The 14898-nt window shown below is 61.8% G+C and carries 16 protein-coding genes and 1 tRNA gene; 14 read left to right on the top strand and 3 right to left on the bottom strand.

The window, feature by feature from the left end; genetic code table 11:
* The 4 genes from KA248_13005 to KA248_12990 all read left to right on the top strand — a co-directional run.
* A partial coding sequence (locus tag KA248_13005; GenBank protein MBP7830823.1) for a WYL domain-containing protein occupies positions 1–286 on the top strand: 286 nt, incomplete at its 5' end.
* A gap of 100 nt (positions 287–386) precedes the next feature.
* On the top strand, positions 387–2819 hold the full coding sequence (locus tag KA248_13000; GenBank protein MBP7830822.1) for an NACHT domain-containing protein: 2433 nt from the start codon (positions 387–389) through the stop codon (positions 2817–2819).
* A gap of 140 nt (positions 2820–2959) precedes the next feature.
* Positions 2960–3193, top strand: coding sequence for a CopG family transcriptional regulator (locus tag KA248_12995; GenBank protein ID MBP7830821.1), 234 nt, complete (start codon positions 2960–2962; stop codon positions 3191–3193).
* Entirely contained in the window at positions 3180–3437 is a 258-nt protein-coding gene (locus KA248_12990) for a type II toxin-antitoxin system RelE/ParE family toxin (protein ID MBP7830820.1), read from the top strand. Before KA248_12995 ends, KA248_12990 begins: the two co-directional genes overlap by 14 nt.
* Positions 3438–3615: 178 nt before the next feature.
* Here the strand turns inward: KA248_12990 and KA248_12985 are convergent, their stop codons facing one another.
* The gene (locus KA248_12985; protein ID MBP7830819.1) at positions 3616–4725 is read right to left on the bottom strand and encodes a glycosyltransferase; all 1110 of its coding nucleotides are present in this window, start codon (positions 4723–4725) and stop codon (positions 3616–3618) included.
* 85 nt (positions 4726–4810) lie between these two features.
* On the opposite strand from KA248_12985, the gene KA248_12980 reads away from it, so the two are divergent.
* Complete coding sequence (locus KA248_12980) at positions 4811–5854, top strand: hypothetical protein (protein MBP7830818.1); 1044 nt, start codon at positions 4811–4813, stop codon at positions 5852–5854.
* Positions 5855–5979: 125 nt separating this feature from the next.
* Here the strand turns inward: KA248_12980 and KA248_12975 are convergent, their stop codons facing one another.
* Positions 5980–6303, bottom strand: coding sequence for an RNA-binding protein (locus tag KA248_12975; protein MBP7830817.1), 324 nt, complete (start codon positions 6301–6303; stop codon positions 5980–5982).
* A gap of 248 nt (positions 6304–6551) precedes the next feature.
* On the opposite strand from KA248_12975, the gene KA248_12970 reads away from it, so the two are divergent.
* The 5 genes from KA248_12970 to KA248_12950 all read left to right on the top strand — a co-directional run bounded on the left by KA248_12970 (position 6552) and on the right by KA248_12950 (position 11083).
* The gene (locus tag KA248_12970) at positions 6552–7160 is read left to right on the top strand and encodes a phosphoribosylglycinamide formyltransferase (GenBank protein MBP7830816.1); all 609 of its coding nucleotides are present in this window, start codon (positions 6552–6554) and stop codon (positions 7158–7160) included.
* A complete protein-coding gene (locus tag KA248_12965) occupies positions 7157–7822 on the top strand; it encodes an endonuclease III (GenBank protein MBP7830815.1) in 666 nt (221 codons plus the stop codon). The genes KA248_12970 and KA248_12965 overlap by 4 nt, the downstream gene beginning before the upstream one ends.
* Positions 7823–7886: 64 nt before the next feature.
* A complete protein-coding gene (locus KA248_12960) occupies positions 7887–8771 on the top strand; it encodes an ATP phosphoribosyltransferase (protein ID MBP7830814.1) in 885 nt (294 codons plus the stop codon).
* 34 nt (positions 8772–8805) lie between these two features.
* Positions 8806–8895 carry an AURKAIP1/COX24 domain-containing protein gene (locus KA248_12955; protein MBP7830813.1) on the top strand — a complete coding sequence of 30 codons (90 nt, stop codon included), beginning with the start codon at positions 8806–8808 and terminating at the stop codon, positions 8893–8895.
* 112 nt (positions 8896–9007) lie between these two features.
* Complete coding sequence (locus KA248_12950; GenBank protein MBP7830812.1) at positions 9008–11083, top strand: tetratricopeptide repeat protein; 2076 nt, start codon at positions 9008–9010, stop codon at positions 11081–11083.
* Between the two features lie 51 nt (positions 11084–11134).
* Here KA248_12950 and KA248_12945 read toward each other — a convergent pair whose 3' ends face one another.
* Complete coding sequence (locus KA248_12945) at positions 11135–12112, bottom strand: hypothetical protein (protein ID MBP7830811.1); 978 nt, start codon at positions 12110–12112, stop codon at positions 11135–11137.
* A gap of 100 nt (positions 12113–12212) precedes the next feature.
* Between KA248_12945 and KA248_12940 the strand changes: the two genes are divergently transcribed.
* The 4 genes from KA248_12940 to KA248_12925 all read left to right on the top strand — a co-directional run bounded on the left by KA248_12940 (position 12213) and on the right by KA248_12925 (position 14886).
* The gene (locus KA248_12940; protein ID MBP7830810.1) at positions 12213–12995 is read left to right on the top strand and encodes an SDR family oxidoreductase; all 783 of its coding nucleotides are present in this window, start codon (positions 12213–12215) and stop codon (positions 12993–12995) included.
* A gap of 8 nt (positions 12996–13003) precedes the next feature.
* Positions 13004–13846, top strand: coding sequence for a site-2 protease family protein (locus KA248_12935; protein ID MBP7830809.1), 843 nt, complete (start codon positions 13004–13006; stop codon positions 13844–13846).
* A 317-nt stretch (positions 13847–14163) separates the two neighbouring features.
* Positions 14164–14236: transfer RNA gene (locus tag KA248_12930), tRNA-Val, on the top strand.
* A 218-nt stretch (positions 14237–14454) separates the two neighbouring features.
* The gene (locus KA248_12925) at positions 14455–14886 is read left to right on the top strand and encodes an Hsp20/alpha crystallin family protein (protein MBP7830808.1); all 432 of its coding nucleotides are present in this window, start codon (positions 14455–14457) and stop codon (positions 14884–14886) included.
* Positions 14887–14898: the final 12 nt, after the last annotated feature.

The raw sequence follows: 14898 nt of genomic DNA, 5'->3' as shown, positions 1-14898 counted from the left end.
CGCCCGGCAGGCTTTCGGCATCGTCGGCGGCGAGAAGCCCATCAGGGTCCGGCTGCTATTCGATCCGAAACTGGCCGTCTACATCACCGAGCGGCAATGGCACCCATCGCAGGAGTTCCGGACACGAGCGGACGGCTGCGTCGAGATGCGGATGGAGACGACAGGACGCAAGGAACTGGTACGCTGGGTCCTGTCCTGGATGCCGGACGTGAAGGTGCTCGCCCCGAAGAGCCTACGGGATCGGATTGCGGAGAAACTGCGGGATGGACTCCGGGCACAGCAATGAGGCAAGATGGCCCAACAACACGCTACTCACCTACACCTTGCCGCGGACGGTCAAGGTGAGGGAGAGCGTGGACGTTCGCACATGAATAGGGAGGTAGATAATGAATTCAGAATTGATTGAACGTGCCAAATCGTTATCTCGGTATAAGAAGGAGCGATACCTTCTTTCTCTATCGGAAGATGACTTTCGCGACAAAGTTGTTCGTCCATTATTTCTGAGGCGTAAACTGGAGGATGGCCGCGACCTATGCGGCCCTCTGGAGGCTGGGAAAGATGCGATATTTGTTGGCCGCGACCCCTTGGGACTTACGGACCTTTACGCCGTTCAGACCAAGCGGGGGAACATGAATATGGGTGCAAAAGTGGCGCATAATATTGTCCAAGCAATAACCCAGCTTAAAACGGCAAAAGAGTCGTCAATTATGCTTGTTAAAACAAAGGAAAGAAAACGCCCGACGAAGGTAGTATTGTGTGTAAGCGGTAAAATAAATGAGAACGCGAGATCTCACATTATCGCTGACGTAAATGATCCACGTCTTGTCTTTATGGATGTCGATGATCTGATCCCTGACATTGACGAACACTATCCAGAGTTCTGGTTCAATATCGATGCAAACATATTTCCGTATTTGAAAGCTGTGCGAGAAGCAATTGAGAAGAACACTCAATTGTTTACAAAGGGAGAGCTGATTGCTTCAAATCTGCCCCCTGTTGCTGCATCAAATGAGTATTATGCCCCTATCAGGGCTGTTAAGTATGAGTTAAAGCCACTGAAAGTAGCGGGTGAAATCAAGCAAGTGCCGGATGTTGTTGATTTGCCGGTCATATCGCTCACATCGCGAAAGGAACGTTTGATTCTCTTGCTCGGAAGCGCAGGCGCCGGCAAATCGACCGCCATGCTCAGAATGATATATATGCTATGCGAGAAATATGAAAGCGATCCCGACAATTCACGAATACCTGTCTTTCTGAAAGCAAATCATATTGATAAGTACGCAAGCACAAACGTCCTTGATTTAATGTATGCATGCACTGAGGCGCTTGCTGGAAGTATAAAGGTGCCATTCAAAACGGACGATCTAACCACTGGCAAGGTCGTTTTATTTGTTGACGCTTTAGATGAGCTTGCAAATCTGGAGTCGCAGAAGCAGGCGGTCAGAAGAATATGCGAATTTCACGTGCAATATCCATTATGTCAAATAATAATCACGTCAAGAGATACAATTAGCGTTAAGAATAATCCAGGCTTGGCAAGATTTGCTACATTTACAATTAGCTCAATGAACTATAAGCAGGCAAAGGCAATAATTAAGCGTCTTGTTAAGCCAAAAGCCCTGAAACATGAAGATGCCGAAGAATTCCTGCGAAAGTTACAGGAAGTGCACGGAATTGAGCTCAATCCACTGATCGTAACGGTGTTTGCAGCGGGTACAGAGGGCGGGCGCCGTGATATACCTGCAAATATTACAGAGCTATTTAAAAAGTTTACAGAGTACATGCTCGGACGATGGGACGAAAGTAAAGGATTGGATCAGCAATATCATGCTCCTTTAAAGGACTATATACTAAGAGAGATTGCTGCAGTAATGCATGCCCGAAGAACGACATCTATCTCCATTCATGAGTTTAAACATCTTATTGCTCATGAACTAGAAAACAGAGGGCACAAAGCTGACATAGAAATGTTAACTGATGAGATAATAAACAGATCATCACTATTTCGGGTGCTTGACGATAATATTGAATTCCGTCATTTGATGCTTCAAGAATTCTTTGCTGGACGAGCTGTGACGAATGCAGAAAAGATTGAATCGTTTGTTATAGATGGCTGGTGGAGAATGCCTCTCGTGTTCTTCTTTGGTGAAAACCCCGGACAAGGGAAAATGATTCTTGAATTAGAGGACAAACTGTCAAGCGCTCCGCCGCCTGCATTATATGATGCAGCCATAACCCTTGGGCTTGCGACGCAAGCAAGTTATCTGTCAACAGTTGCGGAAAAGATCCCGGCGCTATCCTGGGTTATAAACAGCTTGGCATCGGTATTTGCTGACTTTCAACAAAAGGTTGTGTCGGGCGCGTTGCATCCGCTTCATGCTTTCTTGCGATACTACTTGTACGCTCGAGAAGCAGTGGCAAGCAATCTGTTCACCGATAAACGTGATGAGTTTATTAAGATGATTGATCTGAACGGAGTAAAGAACGAAAGCGTGTCATCGCTTAGAATGTTCTGGTTTGTATCTGGACTAATAGAATCGGGTCAATTAACGGCGGCAGAAGAAGCCCTAAGAGACTATAATCCTCAAGATCAGCGACTGATTCTTGGCATTCATCTAAGCGTATATTTGGCGGCACATCACAAAGTGGTAACAAGAACTGAGAAAAGTTGCGCAATGCGTATCATCGAGCATATTGCTCCAAAACTACATGAATTACGGAAAAGTCTATTGGAAGAATTTCGGTCTGAATTACTTGAGGTGCAGGACAAGAAAATACGAGCACTTGAAGCCGATAATAGCAGTAAATCCAAATGCTGAACCGTGCGAACAAGGCCATTGTGCCTAACTGTTTCCGCGGGGCGCGGAAACAGTCGGCACATGGCTAGCGTTCGGTCAGATAATAATTTGACATTATAACGTCATAACGCTATGTTGTTATCAGAAACAGGAGAACAAACATGAGCGTCGCAGTTAAACGAGCAACGGTGTACTTCGACCCATCGCTTCATCGCGTGTTGCGGCTGAAATCTGCCGAGACCTCTCGCAGCGTATCCGAAATAGTTAACGAAGCTGTATCCACGGCTCTTCACGAGGATCTCGACGATCTAGAGATCTTCGCAAAAAGAGCACATGAACCCACCATTTCGTTCGAATCCGCCCTAAAGGAGCTGAAACGAAATGGGAAAATATAGGATCGAGCTTAAGAGAAGCGTCCAAAAAGACTTTGCGTCCATTCCCAAGAAAGATCTTCAGAGAATCATCTTGGCGATCGAATCGCTGGCCGACGATCCCCGCCCACCCCAGTCCAAGAAGCTCTCCGGCCTTGAACAGTACCGCCTCAGACAAGGCGACTATAGAATCCTCTATACGATCGAAGATGACTTGCTGATCGTGTTCGTGGTCGCCGTCGGACATCGGAAAGAAATCTACAGATGACCGAACCATCGCGGACACCTTACGGTTTTGCCGAAGCGGCAAAACCGCAGGTGACGCGTGACGTTTGCCGCTTGCCTCCATCCAGACAACAACGGCGGCAGGGTGGGACGATGGGAAACGGCGACGGCTACAGGATGAAGACGACCGCGAACCGCCCGTTTGCCGGGCGGAGCCCCGCTTACGGCTCGGTCACGCGAACCGTTCCGTCCCGGCCGATCTCATAGACGATGCCGCGCCACACCAGCCGGCGCATGAACAGCGTCCGCAGGTGGCAGGCGCAGGCCATGAAGACGGCCGCCACGCCCCCGGCCATCCAGCGGCCCAGCGGCCCGGGTGACGGATGGAAGGTCCGCATCGCCGCGATCAGCAGCAGGAGCAGCGCCCACGGCATAGCGCCGATCGCGGAAAAAGGGCAGATGAGCAGAAATACCGCCATCCCGTATCCCAGCAGGCCGCCGAAACACCACGAGACGGGGAAGTACAGCTTCAGATAAAAAAGCTGGCGGGTCAGCCAGTCGCTCCATTCGGCCCAGGACTCCGCTTCCAGCACGGTGCGCGACAGGGCCTCGGGCGCCGGCCGCGCCGGTATCCCGTTTCGATTCAACAGGACCGCCAGGGATACGTCGTCCACCACCTGCCGGCTCCAGAACTCGTCGAGTTTCAGTTTCTCGAACAACGCCCGCGTCATGGCGATAGCGCCGCCCCAGGGCTGGGTCAGGCCCGGGATCTGCTGGAGCAGGTGCAGGAGGAGCACGGTGATCGCCCGGCCGGCCACCGGGACCGAAGGAGGCCGCGGGTACACGAAATGGTATCCGGTGGCGATCCCGGTTTCCCCGGCCGCCAGCGGCGCGACCAGTTTTTGCAGCCAGTCCGGGGGCGCGGTGTGACCGGCGTCGCAGAAAACCAGGACCGGTCGGCCTGGATCGGAGGCGCGGACGCCGGCGAGCAGGCTGAAGTTTTTCTGTCCGCACGCCGATGCGCGCCCCGCGACGACGTGCCGGCCACGAGCGCCGGCCAGGCAATCCCGGACCAGCGGCACGGACGGGTCGTTCTCGTCTTCCGTGACCAGCAGGAACTCGGCGTCGGGGTAGTCCTGCGCCAGGATCGAGCGAAGCCCTGCCCCGGCGTCGGGCGGCAGGCCCTTGATCGGGGCCACGACGGACACGGCGGGCCACGCGGCTACGGCCGCGGGAGCGGACGGCTTCTTCAGCCGGCGGCCTCCGGCCCAGACCAGCGCGCCCAGCCCCAGCAGTTGGACCATCAGCCAACCCGGTACGATCCATTCCATGCCGCGCAGTCAACCACAACGGCCCCGAAATGTTTACCACTTTCTTGCGGACACGCTTCCCGGCCTCTTCTATGCTCCCCTCAACATGGCGCGAATCCTCTACGGAGTTCACGGGACCGGTCACGGGCATGCCATCCGCGCGCTGGCGGTCGCCCGGCTTTTCCCCGGGCACGAGTTCCAGTTCGTGAGCCACGGGACCGGGCTGGAACTGCTCCGGCGCGAATACCCGGTCTTCGAGTGCCCCAACCCGGAGACCGTGGTGACGGGGCACCGGGTCCGCGCGCTGGTCACGCTGGCCAGCCTGATCCGGTTCCGGCGGCGGCGCGGCGAATGCCTGCGTTCCGTGCGGGAGCTCTTCGACCGGTTCCGGCCCGACGCGACGCTGACGGACTACGAGTGCGTGGTCCCGGCCGTCGCCCGGGAACGCCGGGTGCGCTGCCTGTCGCTGGATCACCAGCACATCATTCCCCTTTGCGGCCCGGTGATCCCGCCGGGCCGATACCCGGAATACCTGGCCACCGTCTGGGCGATCCGCCGGCTGTTCAGCGGCGCGACATCGCACATCGCCGTCTCCTTCTTCCCGCCGCCCCGGGCGCCGGAGACGGCCTCGCTGCGCATCCTCCCGCCCGTGCTGCGCCCGGCCGTAACGGGGTTCACGCCCCGGGAGGGAGAGCATGTCCTGGCCTACCAGGGGTACTCGACGTTTGCGCGGTTTGTCCCGTTCCTCAACGAGATCGGCCGACCCGTGTTCGTCTACGGGCTGGACCGGACGGGACGGGACGGCAACCTGGTGTTCAAGCCCAACGCGGAGGAGGAATTCCTGAAGGACCTGGCCTCCTGCCGCTACGTCATCTGCGGCGGCGGGCACAGCCTGATGGCCGAGGCCTTGTACTTCGGAAAGCCGGTGATGTCCTTCCCCATCCGGCGCGCCATCGAGCAATTCCTGAACGCCTGGCACGTCGAGCGCCTGGGATACGGCCGGATGCGGCTTTCCACGAATCCTTCGGCGGGCTTCATCGGGAGCTTCGAATCCGGGCTGGCCCGCTTCGGGGAGCGGATCCGAGCCGGCCGTTTTTGCGGCAACGGGCCGGTCAGCGAGGCTGTGGCGGAGTTCCTCTCCGGCACGTGAACCCCGCGCCGCGGAGAGAGAACCCCTGACTAAAACGCGGATTACGCGGATGGATCGGAATGCGGGACAAAAAAAGGGCATCCCGAAGGATGCCCTTTTGATTAGTACTGGAAACAGGTCAGCGATTAACGCCGCCGGTCGCCACCCCTCCACTCACGGCCGCCGCCGCCACCGCCGCCGAAGTCGCCACGGGGGCGCTCTTCGCGCGGACGCGCTTCGTTGACCGTCAGGGCCCGGCCATCCACTTCCTTGCCGTTCAGCGTGGCAATGGCCTTGTTGGCCTCGTCCTGCGAACTCATCTCAACGAAGGCAAACCCCCTGGACTTGTTGGTGAACTTGTCCATGATGATATTGCAGCTCGTCACTTTGCCCGCCTGTTCGAACAACCGCTGGAGTTCTCCTTCGGTTGTGTTGAACGAGAGGTTGCCCACGTATAACCTTGTACCCATCTGTTTGCTTTCCTTTTTGTCGTTCGGAGGGAGTATCCGGCAGCATTACCCTACACGTTCGGGCTTTCGCTATGCTGTCAGAAAGAAGGTTTGCTGACCATCCGGCTGCTTTCTGCCTGCTCTCCTGCCTGCGACGGTAATCTACCCGGCCCCCCCGCAAACTCAACTCTTTTTTTTAGGTTTCTACGCGGATACGGGGGCGTCACCCGCGCGCTTGCCCTGCCTCTCCAACCTTGTATGCTTCCGACATGCTTTCGCTCGGCATACTGGGCTCGGGAAAAGGCAGCAACGCCCGCAGCGTGCTGGAGGCGATCCGGGCCGGCCGGCTCGACGCCCGCGCGGCGTGCGTCATCTCCGACGCGGCCGGGAGCGGCATCCTCGACCTGGCCCGAACGCATGGAGTGCCGGCCTTCCACGTGGACGGCGCGCCATTCCGGACCAAGCTGGACGGCGCCGCGGAGGACCGGGTCCTCGGGCTGCTGCGGGAGCACGGCGCGGACACGGTGGTCCTGGCCGGCTTCATGCGCATGATCAAGGGCGGACTGCTGAAGGCCTTCCCCGGCCGCGTCCTGAACATCCACCCCGCCCTGCTCCCGGCCTTCCCGGGGATCGAGGCCTGGAAACAGGCCCTGGCGGCGGGGGTCCGGGAAACCGGCTGCACGGTCCATTTCGTGGACGAGGGCATGGACACGGGGCCGATCATCCTGCAGCGCCGGGTTCCCGTGCTCCCCGGCGATACCCCTGAAAGCCTGCATGCCCGCATCCAGGAACAGGAACACATCGCCTACCCCGAGGCACTGGCGCTGCTCGCGGCCGGCCGGGTAAGCCTGCAGGCGGGAAAAGTGATACGCCTATGACCCGGCGCGACGCGGACCTTGTCTTCCGCCGGCTGGCTCGTGCCTACGGACCCCTGCCCCCGCAGCGCCGGCTGCTTCCGCTCGATGCGCTGATCCAGACCATCCTTTCGCAGAACACCTCCGACATCAATTCCTGGCGCGCCTTCCGTGAGCTGAAAAGGATCTTCCGGAACTGGCCGGCCGCGGCCGGCGCGCCCGTGAAAGACATCGAGCACGCGATCCGGAGCGGCGGCCTGGCGCACACCAAGGCGCCGCGCATCCGGCAGGTGCTGCGCCTCATCCGCGAGCGCGAGGGTCGGTTGAGCCTGGCCCGGCTGCAACAAATGCCCACCCCGGAAGCGCGGGCGTGGCTAACCGGCCTGCCCGGCGTCGGGGCCAAAACGGCGGCCTGCGTGCTCCTGTTTGCCCTGGACCGTCCGGTCATGCCGGTGGATACCCATGTCGAGCGGGTGACGCGGCGGCTGGGCTGGGTGGACGCGAAGCCGCCTGCGGACAGGATCGGACCGGCCCTGGAGCCGTTCATCCCCGAAACCCGGATGCGGGCCCTGCACCTCTACCTGGTTCGTCACGGGCGCCGCACATGCCGCGCCCTGCGTCCGCGCTGTGCCGCCTGCCCGCTCCGGGACGCGTGCCGGTACGCCCGGGACCGGCGCGCAGCATAAACTCGGTGGACGCGCGGCGGGGCATCGCCTATGATGCCGCCCTGCCAAACCGATGGAGACGACCATGACGGACAAGAACAGGAAACTCGTGCTCGGCCTGCCGAAGGGAAGCCTCCAGGAAGCGACCTTCCTGATGATGAAAAAGGCGGGCTTCAACGTGTCGGTCGGGTCGCGGTCTTACCTGCCGACGATCAACGACCCGGCACTCGAGGGGCGCCTCATCCGCGCCCAGGAGATCAGCCGGTACGTCGAGCACGGCATGCTGGACGCCGGCATCACGGGGTACGACTGGATACTCGAGAACCAGTCGGACGTGCACGTGGTCGCCGACCTGATCTATGCCAAGCAGGGCTTGCGGCCCGTGCGCTGGGTCCTGGCGGTGCCCGAGAAGTCGCGGATCCAGTCCGTCCGGGACCTCCGGGGCAAGCGCATCGCCACGGAGGCCGTTTCGCTCACGAAGCAGTACCTGCGCCGGCACAAGGTCAAGGCCGATGTCGAGTTCAGCTGGGGCGCCACGGAAGCCAAGGCGCCGGAGCTGGTGGATGCCATCGTGGAACTGACCGAAACCGGGTCCTCCCTGCGCGCGGCAAACCTGCGGATCGTGGACGAGGTGCTGAAATCCACCACCAAGCTGATCGCCAACCGCCGGGCATGGAAGAATCCCTGGAAGCGGCGCAAGATCGAGCAGCTCGCGCTGCTGCTCTCGGGCGCCCTCGCCGCGGAGACCAAGGTCCTGCTGAAGCTCAACGTGCACGAGAAGAACCTGGACCAGGTCCTGGCCATCCTCCCCGCCCTGCACGCGCCAACGATCAACAGCTTGAGTTCCGCGGGCTGGTTCTCCGTGGAATCCGTGGTGGAGGAGCCCGTGGTGCGCGAGATCATCCCGGCATTGAAAGAGGCCGGGGCCGAAGGTATTATCGAGATCGGGTTGAACAAGGTGGTGCCCTGACCGGACGAAGGGACGGGGCGCCGAAGGAGAAAACATGGGTTCGGTGAAAAAGAAGCGCCGCAAGAAGATGGCGAAGCACAAACGCCGCAAGCGTCTGCGTTCGCAGCGGCACAAGAAGGGTTGATCGTTCCGGGCAGGGTCGAACGGCTTCCCGGCGTCGCGCCGGGAAGCCGTTTGGCACCCGGTCACCCCGGGCCGGAGAGTTGTAGCGCGGCCCACAGGAATGGAGATCGGGCATGCGGCAGGCTTTTTCCAGGCGGTGGCTCGCGGCGGCTTTCCTGCTGGCCGCGGCCGGCGGGTGTCGCACTGTTTCCACACCCGCCGTCGTGGGAAACCCCGAAGGGCCCGCCCTGGCGCCCTTGAGCGCCGAGGGTGAAGTCCAGGCCTCCGCGCTGGCCTTTTACAGCCGGGGGCTGCTGGACGAACGTCGCCGCGACTACGTCTCCGCGTTGAGCAACTTCCAGGCCGCCGCCCGCCTCGACCCGGCCAACGAGGAGTTGGTTCTCCGCGTCGCCCTGCTCCTCCTGCAGCAGCGGCGGGTGGACGAGGCCGTCGGCGTGATGGAGGAGTCCTGCCGCGTCCTCCCCGACTCCGACAAGATCCTGCGCTGGACCATCCTCGTCAACCGCGCCGCCGAGCATACCGACCGGGTGATCGAGCTGTACCGCGACCTGATCCGGCGGGAACCGGCGGACGCCGACCCGTATGTCGAGCTCACCGCCCTGCTCGTCCAGGACAAGCGTATCGACGAAGCCATCCGCCTTCTGGAATCCGGCCGCCGGATCGTATCCGAACCGCTGGACCTTCTTCGGCTGCTGGCCGGCCTGCATGCCGAAAAAGCCGAGGCTTCGACCGACAAGCGGGAGGCCGAGGACGCGCGAAGGGCCGCCATCCGGGCGCTTGAAAGCGCTCGGGAGAAAGCCCCGGAGGATACCTCGATCCTCTTTCAACTGGGCGACCTGTACATCGCCGACCGGCAGATCGAGCGGGCGGTGGAGTATTTCGAGGCCGTCGAGCAGGAAGCGCCGGACAGCCTGGCCGTGCGGCAGAAACTGGCGTTCAGCTTCCTGAAACTGGGCGACAAGGCCATCGAGACCCTGGAGAAGTTGACCCGCGACATCCCCGGGCATCCCCGCCTGTTCTTCTATCTCGGCGAGCTCTACCACGAAAAAGGCGACGCCGAGAAGGCCCTGCTTAACTTCGGCCTGGCGGAAAAGGCCTTTCCCGACGACCCTACCCCGATCCTGCGAAAAGCGCTCATCCTCACCGAGGACCTCAAGCAGCCCGAGGCGGCAGCGCGGACGCTCCTCGAAGGCCTGGAGACCAAGCCCGAGGAGGGCCCCCTGCTGGAGATGCTCGCCTACGTGTACTACGACATGAAGGACTACGCCCGGGCACTGGAGCTCTTCCAGCGCCGCCACGAACTCTCCGTCAAGAAAGAAGGGGCGCCGGGCGCGCTTTTCTATTTCAACTTCGCGCTGACCTCGGAGGCCGCCGACCGTGTCGACGAGGCCGCGCAGCACCTGCGGCGGGCCGTCAAGCTGAACCCGGCCTACCTGCAGGCCTACCTGCACCACGCCTTCGAGCAGGACGGCAACGAGACGGTCGCGCGGTGCGTCCGCGTCCTGGAGAAGCTGGCCCGCCTCCAGCCGAAGGATCCGGACGTGTATTACTACACCGCCCTGCTCCAGAGCTCGCGCAAGGCCTACCCGGAGGCACTGGCGGCCTTCGAGAAGGCGGAGGAATTCGCCGAGGATTCTCCCTTCCTCGGGCGCGCGCCGGACGCGAAGTTCTTTTTCTGGTACGGAGCGGCCGCGGAACGGAACGGGGAATTCGACCGGGCGGTGAAGCTGCTCGAGCAATGCCTCCAGCTGGATCCCGAGTACGCGGACGCGTACAACTACCTCGCCTACATGTGGGCCGAGAAGGGAACGCAACTGGACCGGGCGGAGGAATACGTGAAGAAGGCGCTGGCCGCCAACCCGGCGAGCGCGGCCTACATCGACACCCTCGGCTGGATCTACTACATGCGCGGCGAATACGCGAAGGCCCTGGAACAGTTGAGCCAGGCCGCCGAACTCCTGCCCGAGGACCCCACCATCCTGGACCATCTCGGCGACGCGCTGCACAAACTCGGACGCGAAGACGAGGCCCTGCCCCGCTGGCAGCGGTCGTTCGTGCTCGACCCGGACAACGAGAGCGTCGCCGGGAAGCTCAGGCAGCGCGGCGTGGAACTCGCCCCCCTGCGGGCCGAAGCCGAGGTCCTGAAGAAGGAACAAAAGGACCCGCCGGACGAGCCATCCCAAGAATAAGGGCGCCCCGGGTACCGGGACGCCCCTTTCGCCGTTGTCACCCTCCTGCGACTACTGGGCGCGAACCACCGTGCCCGCGGCCGGGCTCTGCTCGCCCTCGGTGATGTCCGCGTAGGAAATCTTCTCGGAGACCTTCGCCACGCGGATCTTGCCGATCACCTCGCCCTCCTCCTCGCCCAGCATCTCGCCGGTGTCCGGGTCCATCAGCGTCTCGCCCTGCTCCGCCATCACGAGTTCCTGCCCGACCTCGACGCCGAACTCCGAACCGCGGTTGATGATGACCTGCCCGTTGTCGGAAACCTTGATCACGCTGCCCTCGAACGGGAACTCTTCCATCTTCTTGGCGATGAACGCCGAAGCCTGGTTGATGCAGTCCTGCGCCGCCTGCCCGAGGGGCGTCTTCACGAACCCGCCGAGCTCCGTGCTGACCCGGTCGATGTCCAGCCCGACGCGCACGGCCGTATTACCCGCCTTGCCCACGATACGCTCCTTGGCCACGATCTCGCCCGTCGTGGTGTCGATCAGCTTGACGATCACCGTGACCTGCGCCTCCGAGCGGCCGCCGCCCACCCGGATGCCCTTCCACGCGATGCCGCCGTCCGCGCCGGACTGCGACTCCTCGACCTCCGTGACCGCGCCCGTCGCCAGGTACTTCGCCGGCCTGACCATGCCCGTCTGGGCGACCTTCTTCGCGCCCGCGGCGCGGCCGCTGGCCACGAGGTCCTGCTCTTCCAGCACGTCCCGCAGTTTCTCGCGTTCGACGATCACGAACCGGCCCGTGTCGTAGAGGGCGGATTCCAGCATGATGGAAAGATTGTTGCCGATATTCCACGAGCCGCTCCAGCCGGCCTCGTTGCCAAAGTCCTTGCAGCCGATCGCGTGCTTGAGGCCCTTGTACTCGCCCAGCTTCATGTCCGCGTTGCCGGATTCCGTCGCGGTCTTCGGCTTGCCCCACAAGGCGGAGGCCTGTTGAAGCGGCAGGGAAAACAGCAGGACCAAGGCGACCCAACCCACGAGCATTCTGTTCACGTGATTCTCCTTTGCTTGTCAACCGCGCATCTGCGTGGCATGTAGGGTAAGGTACCTATAGGCGCACAAAAAGCAAGTGTTCAGCAGCCGGGAGACGACCATGGACTTGGGCATACGGAATCGCAGGGCGCTGGTCGGCGGCGCGAGCGCCGGCTTGGGCCTGGCCTCGGCTGTCGCGCTCGCGCGGGAGGGCTGCGAGGTGGCCATTGTGTCGCGGTCGGCCGCGCGGCTCCGACAGGCCGCGGAGACCTTCCCCGCCGGCGCGAAGGTCTTGACCATCGCGGCGGATCTCTCCACGGCCGGCGGCGTGGAAGCGTGCCTGGCGGCTGCGGACGCCTGGGGCCCGGTGGACATCCTGGTCAACAACACCGGCGGCCCGCCGGCGGGCCGGACCTTCGACGCGGACGACGACGCCTGGCGTAAAGCCTGTGACTCGCTCCTGACGTACGTCCGTCGCATGTGCGCCCATTTCGTCCCGGGCATGCGCGCGCGGCGCTGGGGCCGGATCGTCACGATCACCTCCCTGACGGTGAAAGAGCCGGCGGCGAACCTGGTCCTGAGCAATGTTTTCCGTACCGCCGTGACCGCCTATCTCAAGGGGCTCGCCCGCGAGGTGGCCGCCGACGGCATCACGGTCAACACCGTCCTGCCCGGCGCGTACCGGACCGCGCGATATGACCAGTTGATTGAAAACACCATGCGGCAGACCGGCGGGAATCGCGAGCAGGTGACGCAGGAAATCCTCGCCCGGCTCCCGCAGGGCCGCTTCCAGAACCCCGAAGAGCTCGGCGACCTGGTGGCGTTCCTGGCCTCGGACCGCGCGGCCGCCATCACCGGCGCCGCTGTGCCGGTGGAGGGCGGGATGCTGCAGGGCTTGTTTTGATAAGAACCATGAGCGCCATCCGCATAGCCCGCGTCGCGGGGATTCCGATCTACGCCCACGTCACGCTGCTGATCCTGCTGCCTTTTGCCGCGGTGAGCGTGGCGCGGATCGCCTCCGTATCCTTCCTGGGCGGCCTGCTGGGCGCCCTTGGGTTCTTTGCCAGCGTCGTCCTGCACGAGTTGGGCCATTCCCTGGTGGCGTTGCGCAAAGGGTGCCGCGTCCGGGAAATCATGCTGCTGCCCATCGGGGGCGTCGCCCAACTGGAGCGCATGCCCGTCCGCCCGCGGGATGAGATTCACGTAGCCGTCGCGGGCCCGGCGGTCAGCCTGGGACTGTACTTCGCCGGCCGGCTCCTGTCGGACCTGGCCGCCGGCCTCGGCATGGCGCCTTCCGCCCGAGTGCTCGCGATGCTGGGAGGGGTCAACCTGATGCTGGCGCTGTTCAACCTGCTGCCCTCCTTCCCGATGGACGGCGGGCGCATCTTCCGCGCGTGGCTCACGCCAAAAGTGGGACACCTGCTCGCGACCTACATCGCTTCCGGAGTCGGGCGCGTCACGGCCGTCGTGTTCGGATTGATCGCCCTCTTCCAGTTTAATCCCATGCTGCTGCTCATCGCGCTGTTCATCTACCAGGCGGCCGGCGCGGAATACCGCATGGCCGTGCAACAGGAGGCCGCCAGGATCCGGGGCCCGGCGCCCTTCGAAAGCGCGGATCCCGCCTGGCCCGGCCAGGAGGACGAAATCGTCGTCGGCCCGGCGCCCTACGCGCACCGCTCCGCGAGACCTTCATCAACACGCCGGGCGCTGCCGCGCGGGAACTGGTTCGAGGATCTTTTTCGGAACTGGCGCTGACCCGCACCGCGTCAGCAATTCTACTTTTGGCGCTTTTCGGCGCCCGGATCACAGCGGGTTCGCAGCCCCCGCTGTACTTTCAACAGACGTCCACGGCACAGCAGGCGCTATGAGCCTGCTGTTCTGCCCAGAATGATACCAGGTACGGGTGAGAGGCGGTACGAACGGCGTCGCAGAGCTCCGCCCTCCAGTTGCAGGAATCATGGAGGGGCGAGCTCTTGCGAGCCCGAAATCTACCCGCCCTCACCCGGATTTGGTATGAGAATGGCCGGCCTTGACTTGGGCCGGCCGGCCGCTAGGCTGTGGCTATCCATTTCGGGCGGTTAGCTCAATTGGCAGAGCGCCAGCTTTACACGCTGGATGTTACAGGTTCAAATCCTGTACCGCCCATTCCTCCACGTTCACCATCTTAAGCCACCCGGATACACATGGGTCATAATTGCGCTTTCGTCGCACACAAAAGCGTCATAATGACTCATGTATTAGCTCGCATCTGTATTCGCATCTTTCTTGTAATTAATACGATATGATTATTTGCATTAATTGGCACGTGTAATGCTTTGTGTGTAAATTGGAAATGGCAGCGGCTGAAAAGAAAGGAGTACAGCATGTACTGGCATGAATTGGGAAGTCTGGATCCGTTTGGGAGCGTGCGGGCGCTGCAACGGCAGGTGAATCGCCTGTTTGAGGGATATGGCACCGAGGAGCGGGAGGCGTTCCCGGCGGTGAATCTCTGGAGCAACGCGAATCAGGTTGTCGTGCAGGCCGAGGTGCCCGGCGTGGAACCGAAGAATGTGGAGGTCACCGTGCAGGGCGACCAACTGACGCTCCAGGGCGAGCGCAAGGCGCAGGAGCCGTCGGACAACGTGGTGTGCCACCGCGCGGAGCGCGGGTTCGGCAAGTTCGTCCGCACCTTCCGCCTCCCCTTCGAGGTGGATAACGCCCGCGCATCGGCGCGATGCACGAACGGGGTGTTGACGCTGACGCTACCCCGCACGGAAACCAGCAAGCCGAAGAAGATCGCCATCGCGGCGGAATAAAAAAAGGAGTAC

This window comes from Kiritimatiellia bacterium, assembly GCA_018001225.1.
Classification (GTDB): domain Bacteria; phylum Verrucomicrobiota; class Kiritimatiellia; order CAIQIC01; family JAGNIJ01; genus JAGNIJ01.
The sequence above is the reverse complement of the archived record's forward strand: the minus strand, read 5'-3'. Positions and strand labels throughout refer to the sequence as shown.

Bases quoted from the DNA above. Each gene is read 5' to 3' on its own strand.
- KA248_13000 (MBP7830822.1), top strand. From the start codon at position 387: ATGAATTCAGAATTGATTGAACGTGCCAAATCGTTATCTCGGTATAAG.
- KA248_12995 (MBP7830821.1), top strand. From the start codon at position 2,960: ATGAGCGTCGCAGTTAAACGAGCAACGGTGTACTTCGACCCATCGCTT.
- KA248_12990 (MBP7830820.1), top strand. From the start codon at position 3,180: ATGGGAAAATATAGGATCGAGCTTAAGAGAAGCGTCCAAAAAGACTTT.
- KA248_12985 (MBP7830819.1), bottom strand. From the start codon at position 4,725: ATGGAATGGATCGTACCGGGTTGGCTGATGGTCCAACTGCTGGGGCTG.
- KA248_12980 (MBP7830818.1), top strand. From the start codon at position 4,811: ATGGCGCGAATCCTCTACGGAGTTCACGGGACCGGTCACGGGCATGCC.
- KA248_12975 (MBP7830817.1), bottom strand. From the start codon at position 6,303: ATGGGTACAAGGTTATACGTGGGCAACCTCTCGTTCAACACAACCGAA.
- KA248_12970 (MBP7830816.1), top strand. From the start codon at position 6,552: ATGCTTTCGCTCGGCATACTGGGCTCGGGAAAAGGCAGCAACGCCCGC.
- KA248_12965 (MBP7830815.1), top strand. From the start codon at position 7,157: ATGACCCGGCGCGACGCGGACCTTGTCTTCCGCCGGCTGGCTCGTGCC.
- KA248_12960 (MBP7830814.1), top strand. From the start codon at position 7,887: ATGACGGACAAGAACAGGAAACTCGTGCTCGGCCTGCCGAAGGGAAGC.
- KA248_12955 (MBP7830813.1), top strand. From the start codon at position 8,806: ATGGGTTCGGTGAAAAAGAAGCGCCGCAAGAAGATGGCGAAGCACAAA.
- KA248_12950 (MBP7830812.1), top strand. From the start codon at position 9,008: ATGCGGCAGGCTTTTTCCAGGCGGTGGCTCGCGGCGGCTTTCCTGCTG.
- KA248_12940 (MBP7830810.1), top strand. From the start codon at position 12,213: ATGGACTTGGGCATACGGAATCGCAGGGCGCTGGTCGGCGGCGCGAGC.
- KA248_12935 (MBP7830809.1), top strand. From the start codon at position 13,004: ATGAGCGCCATCCGCATAGCCCGCGTCGCGGGGATTCCGATCTACGCC.
- KA248_12925 (MBP7830808.1), top strand. From the start codon at position 14,455: ATGTACTGGCATGAATTGGGAAGTCTGGATCCGTTTGGGAGCGTGCGG.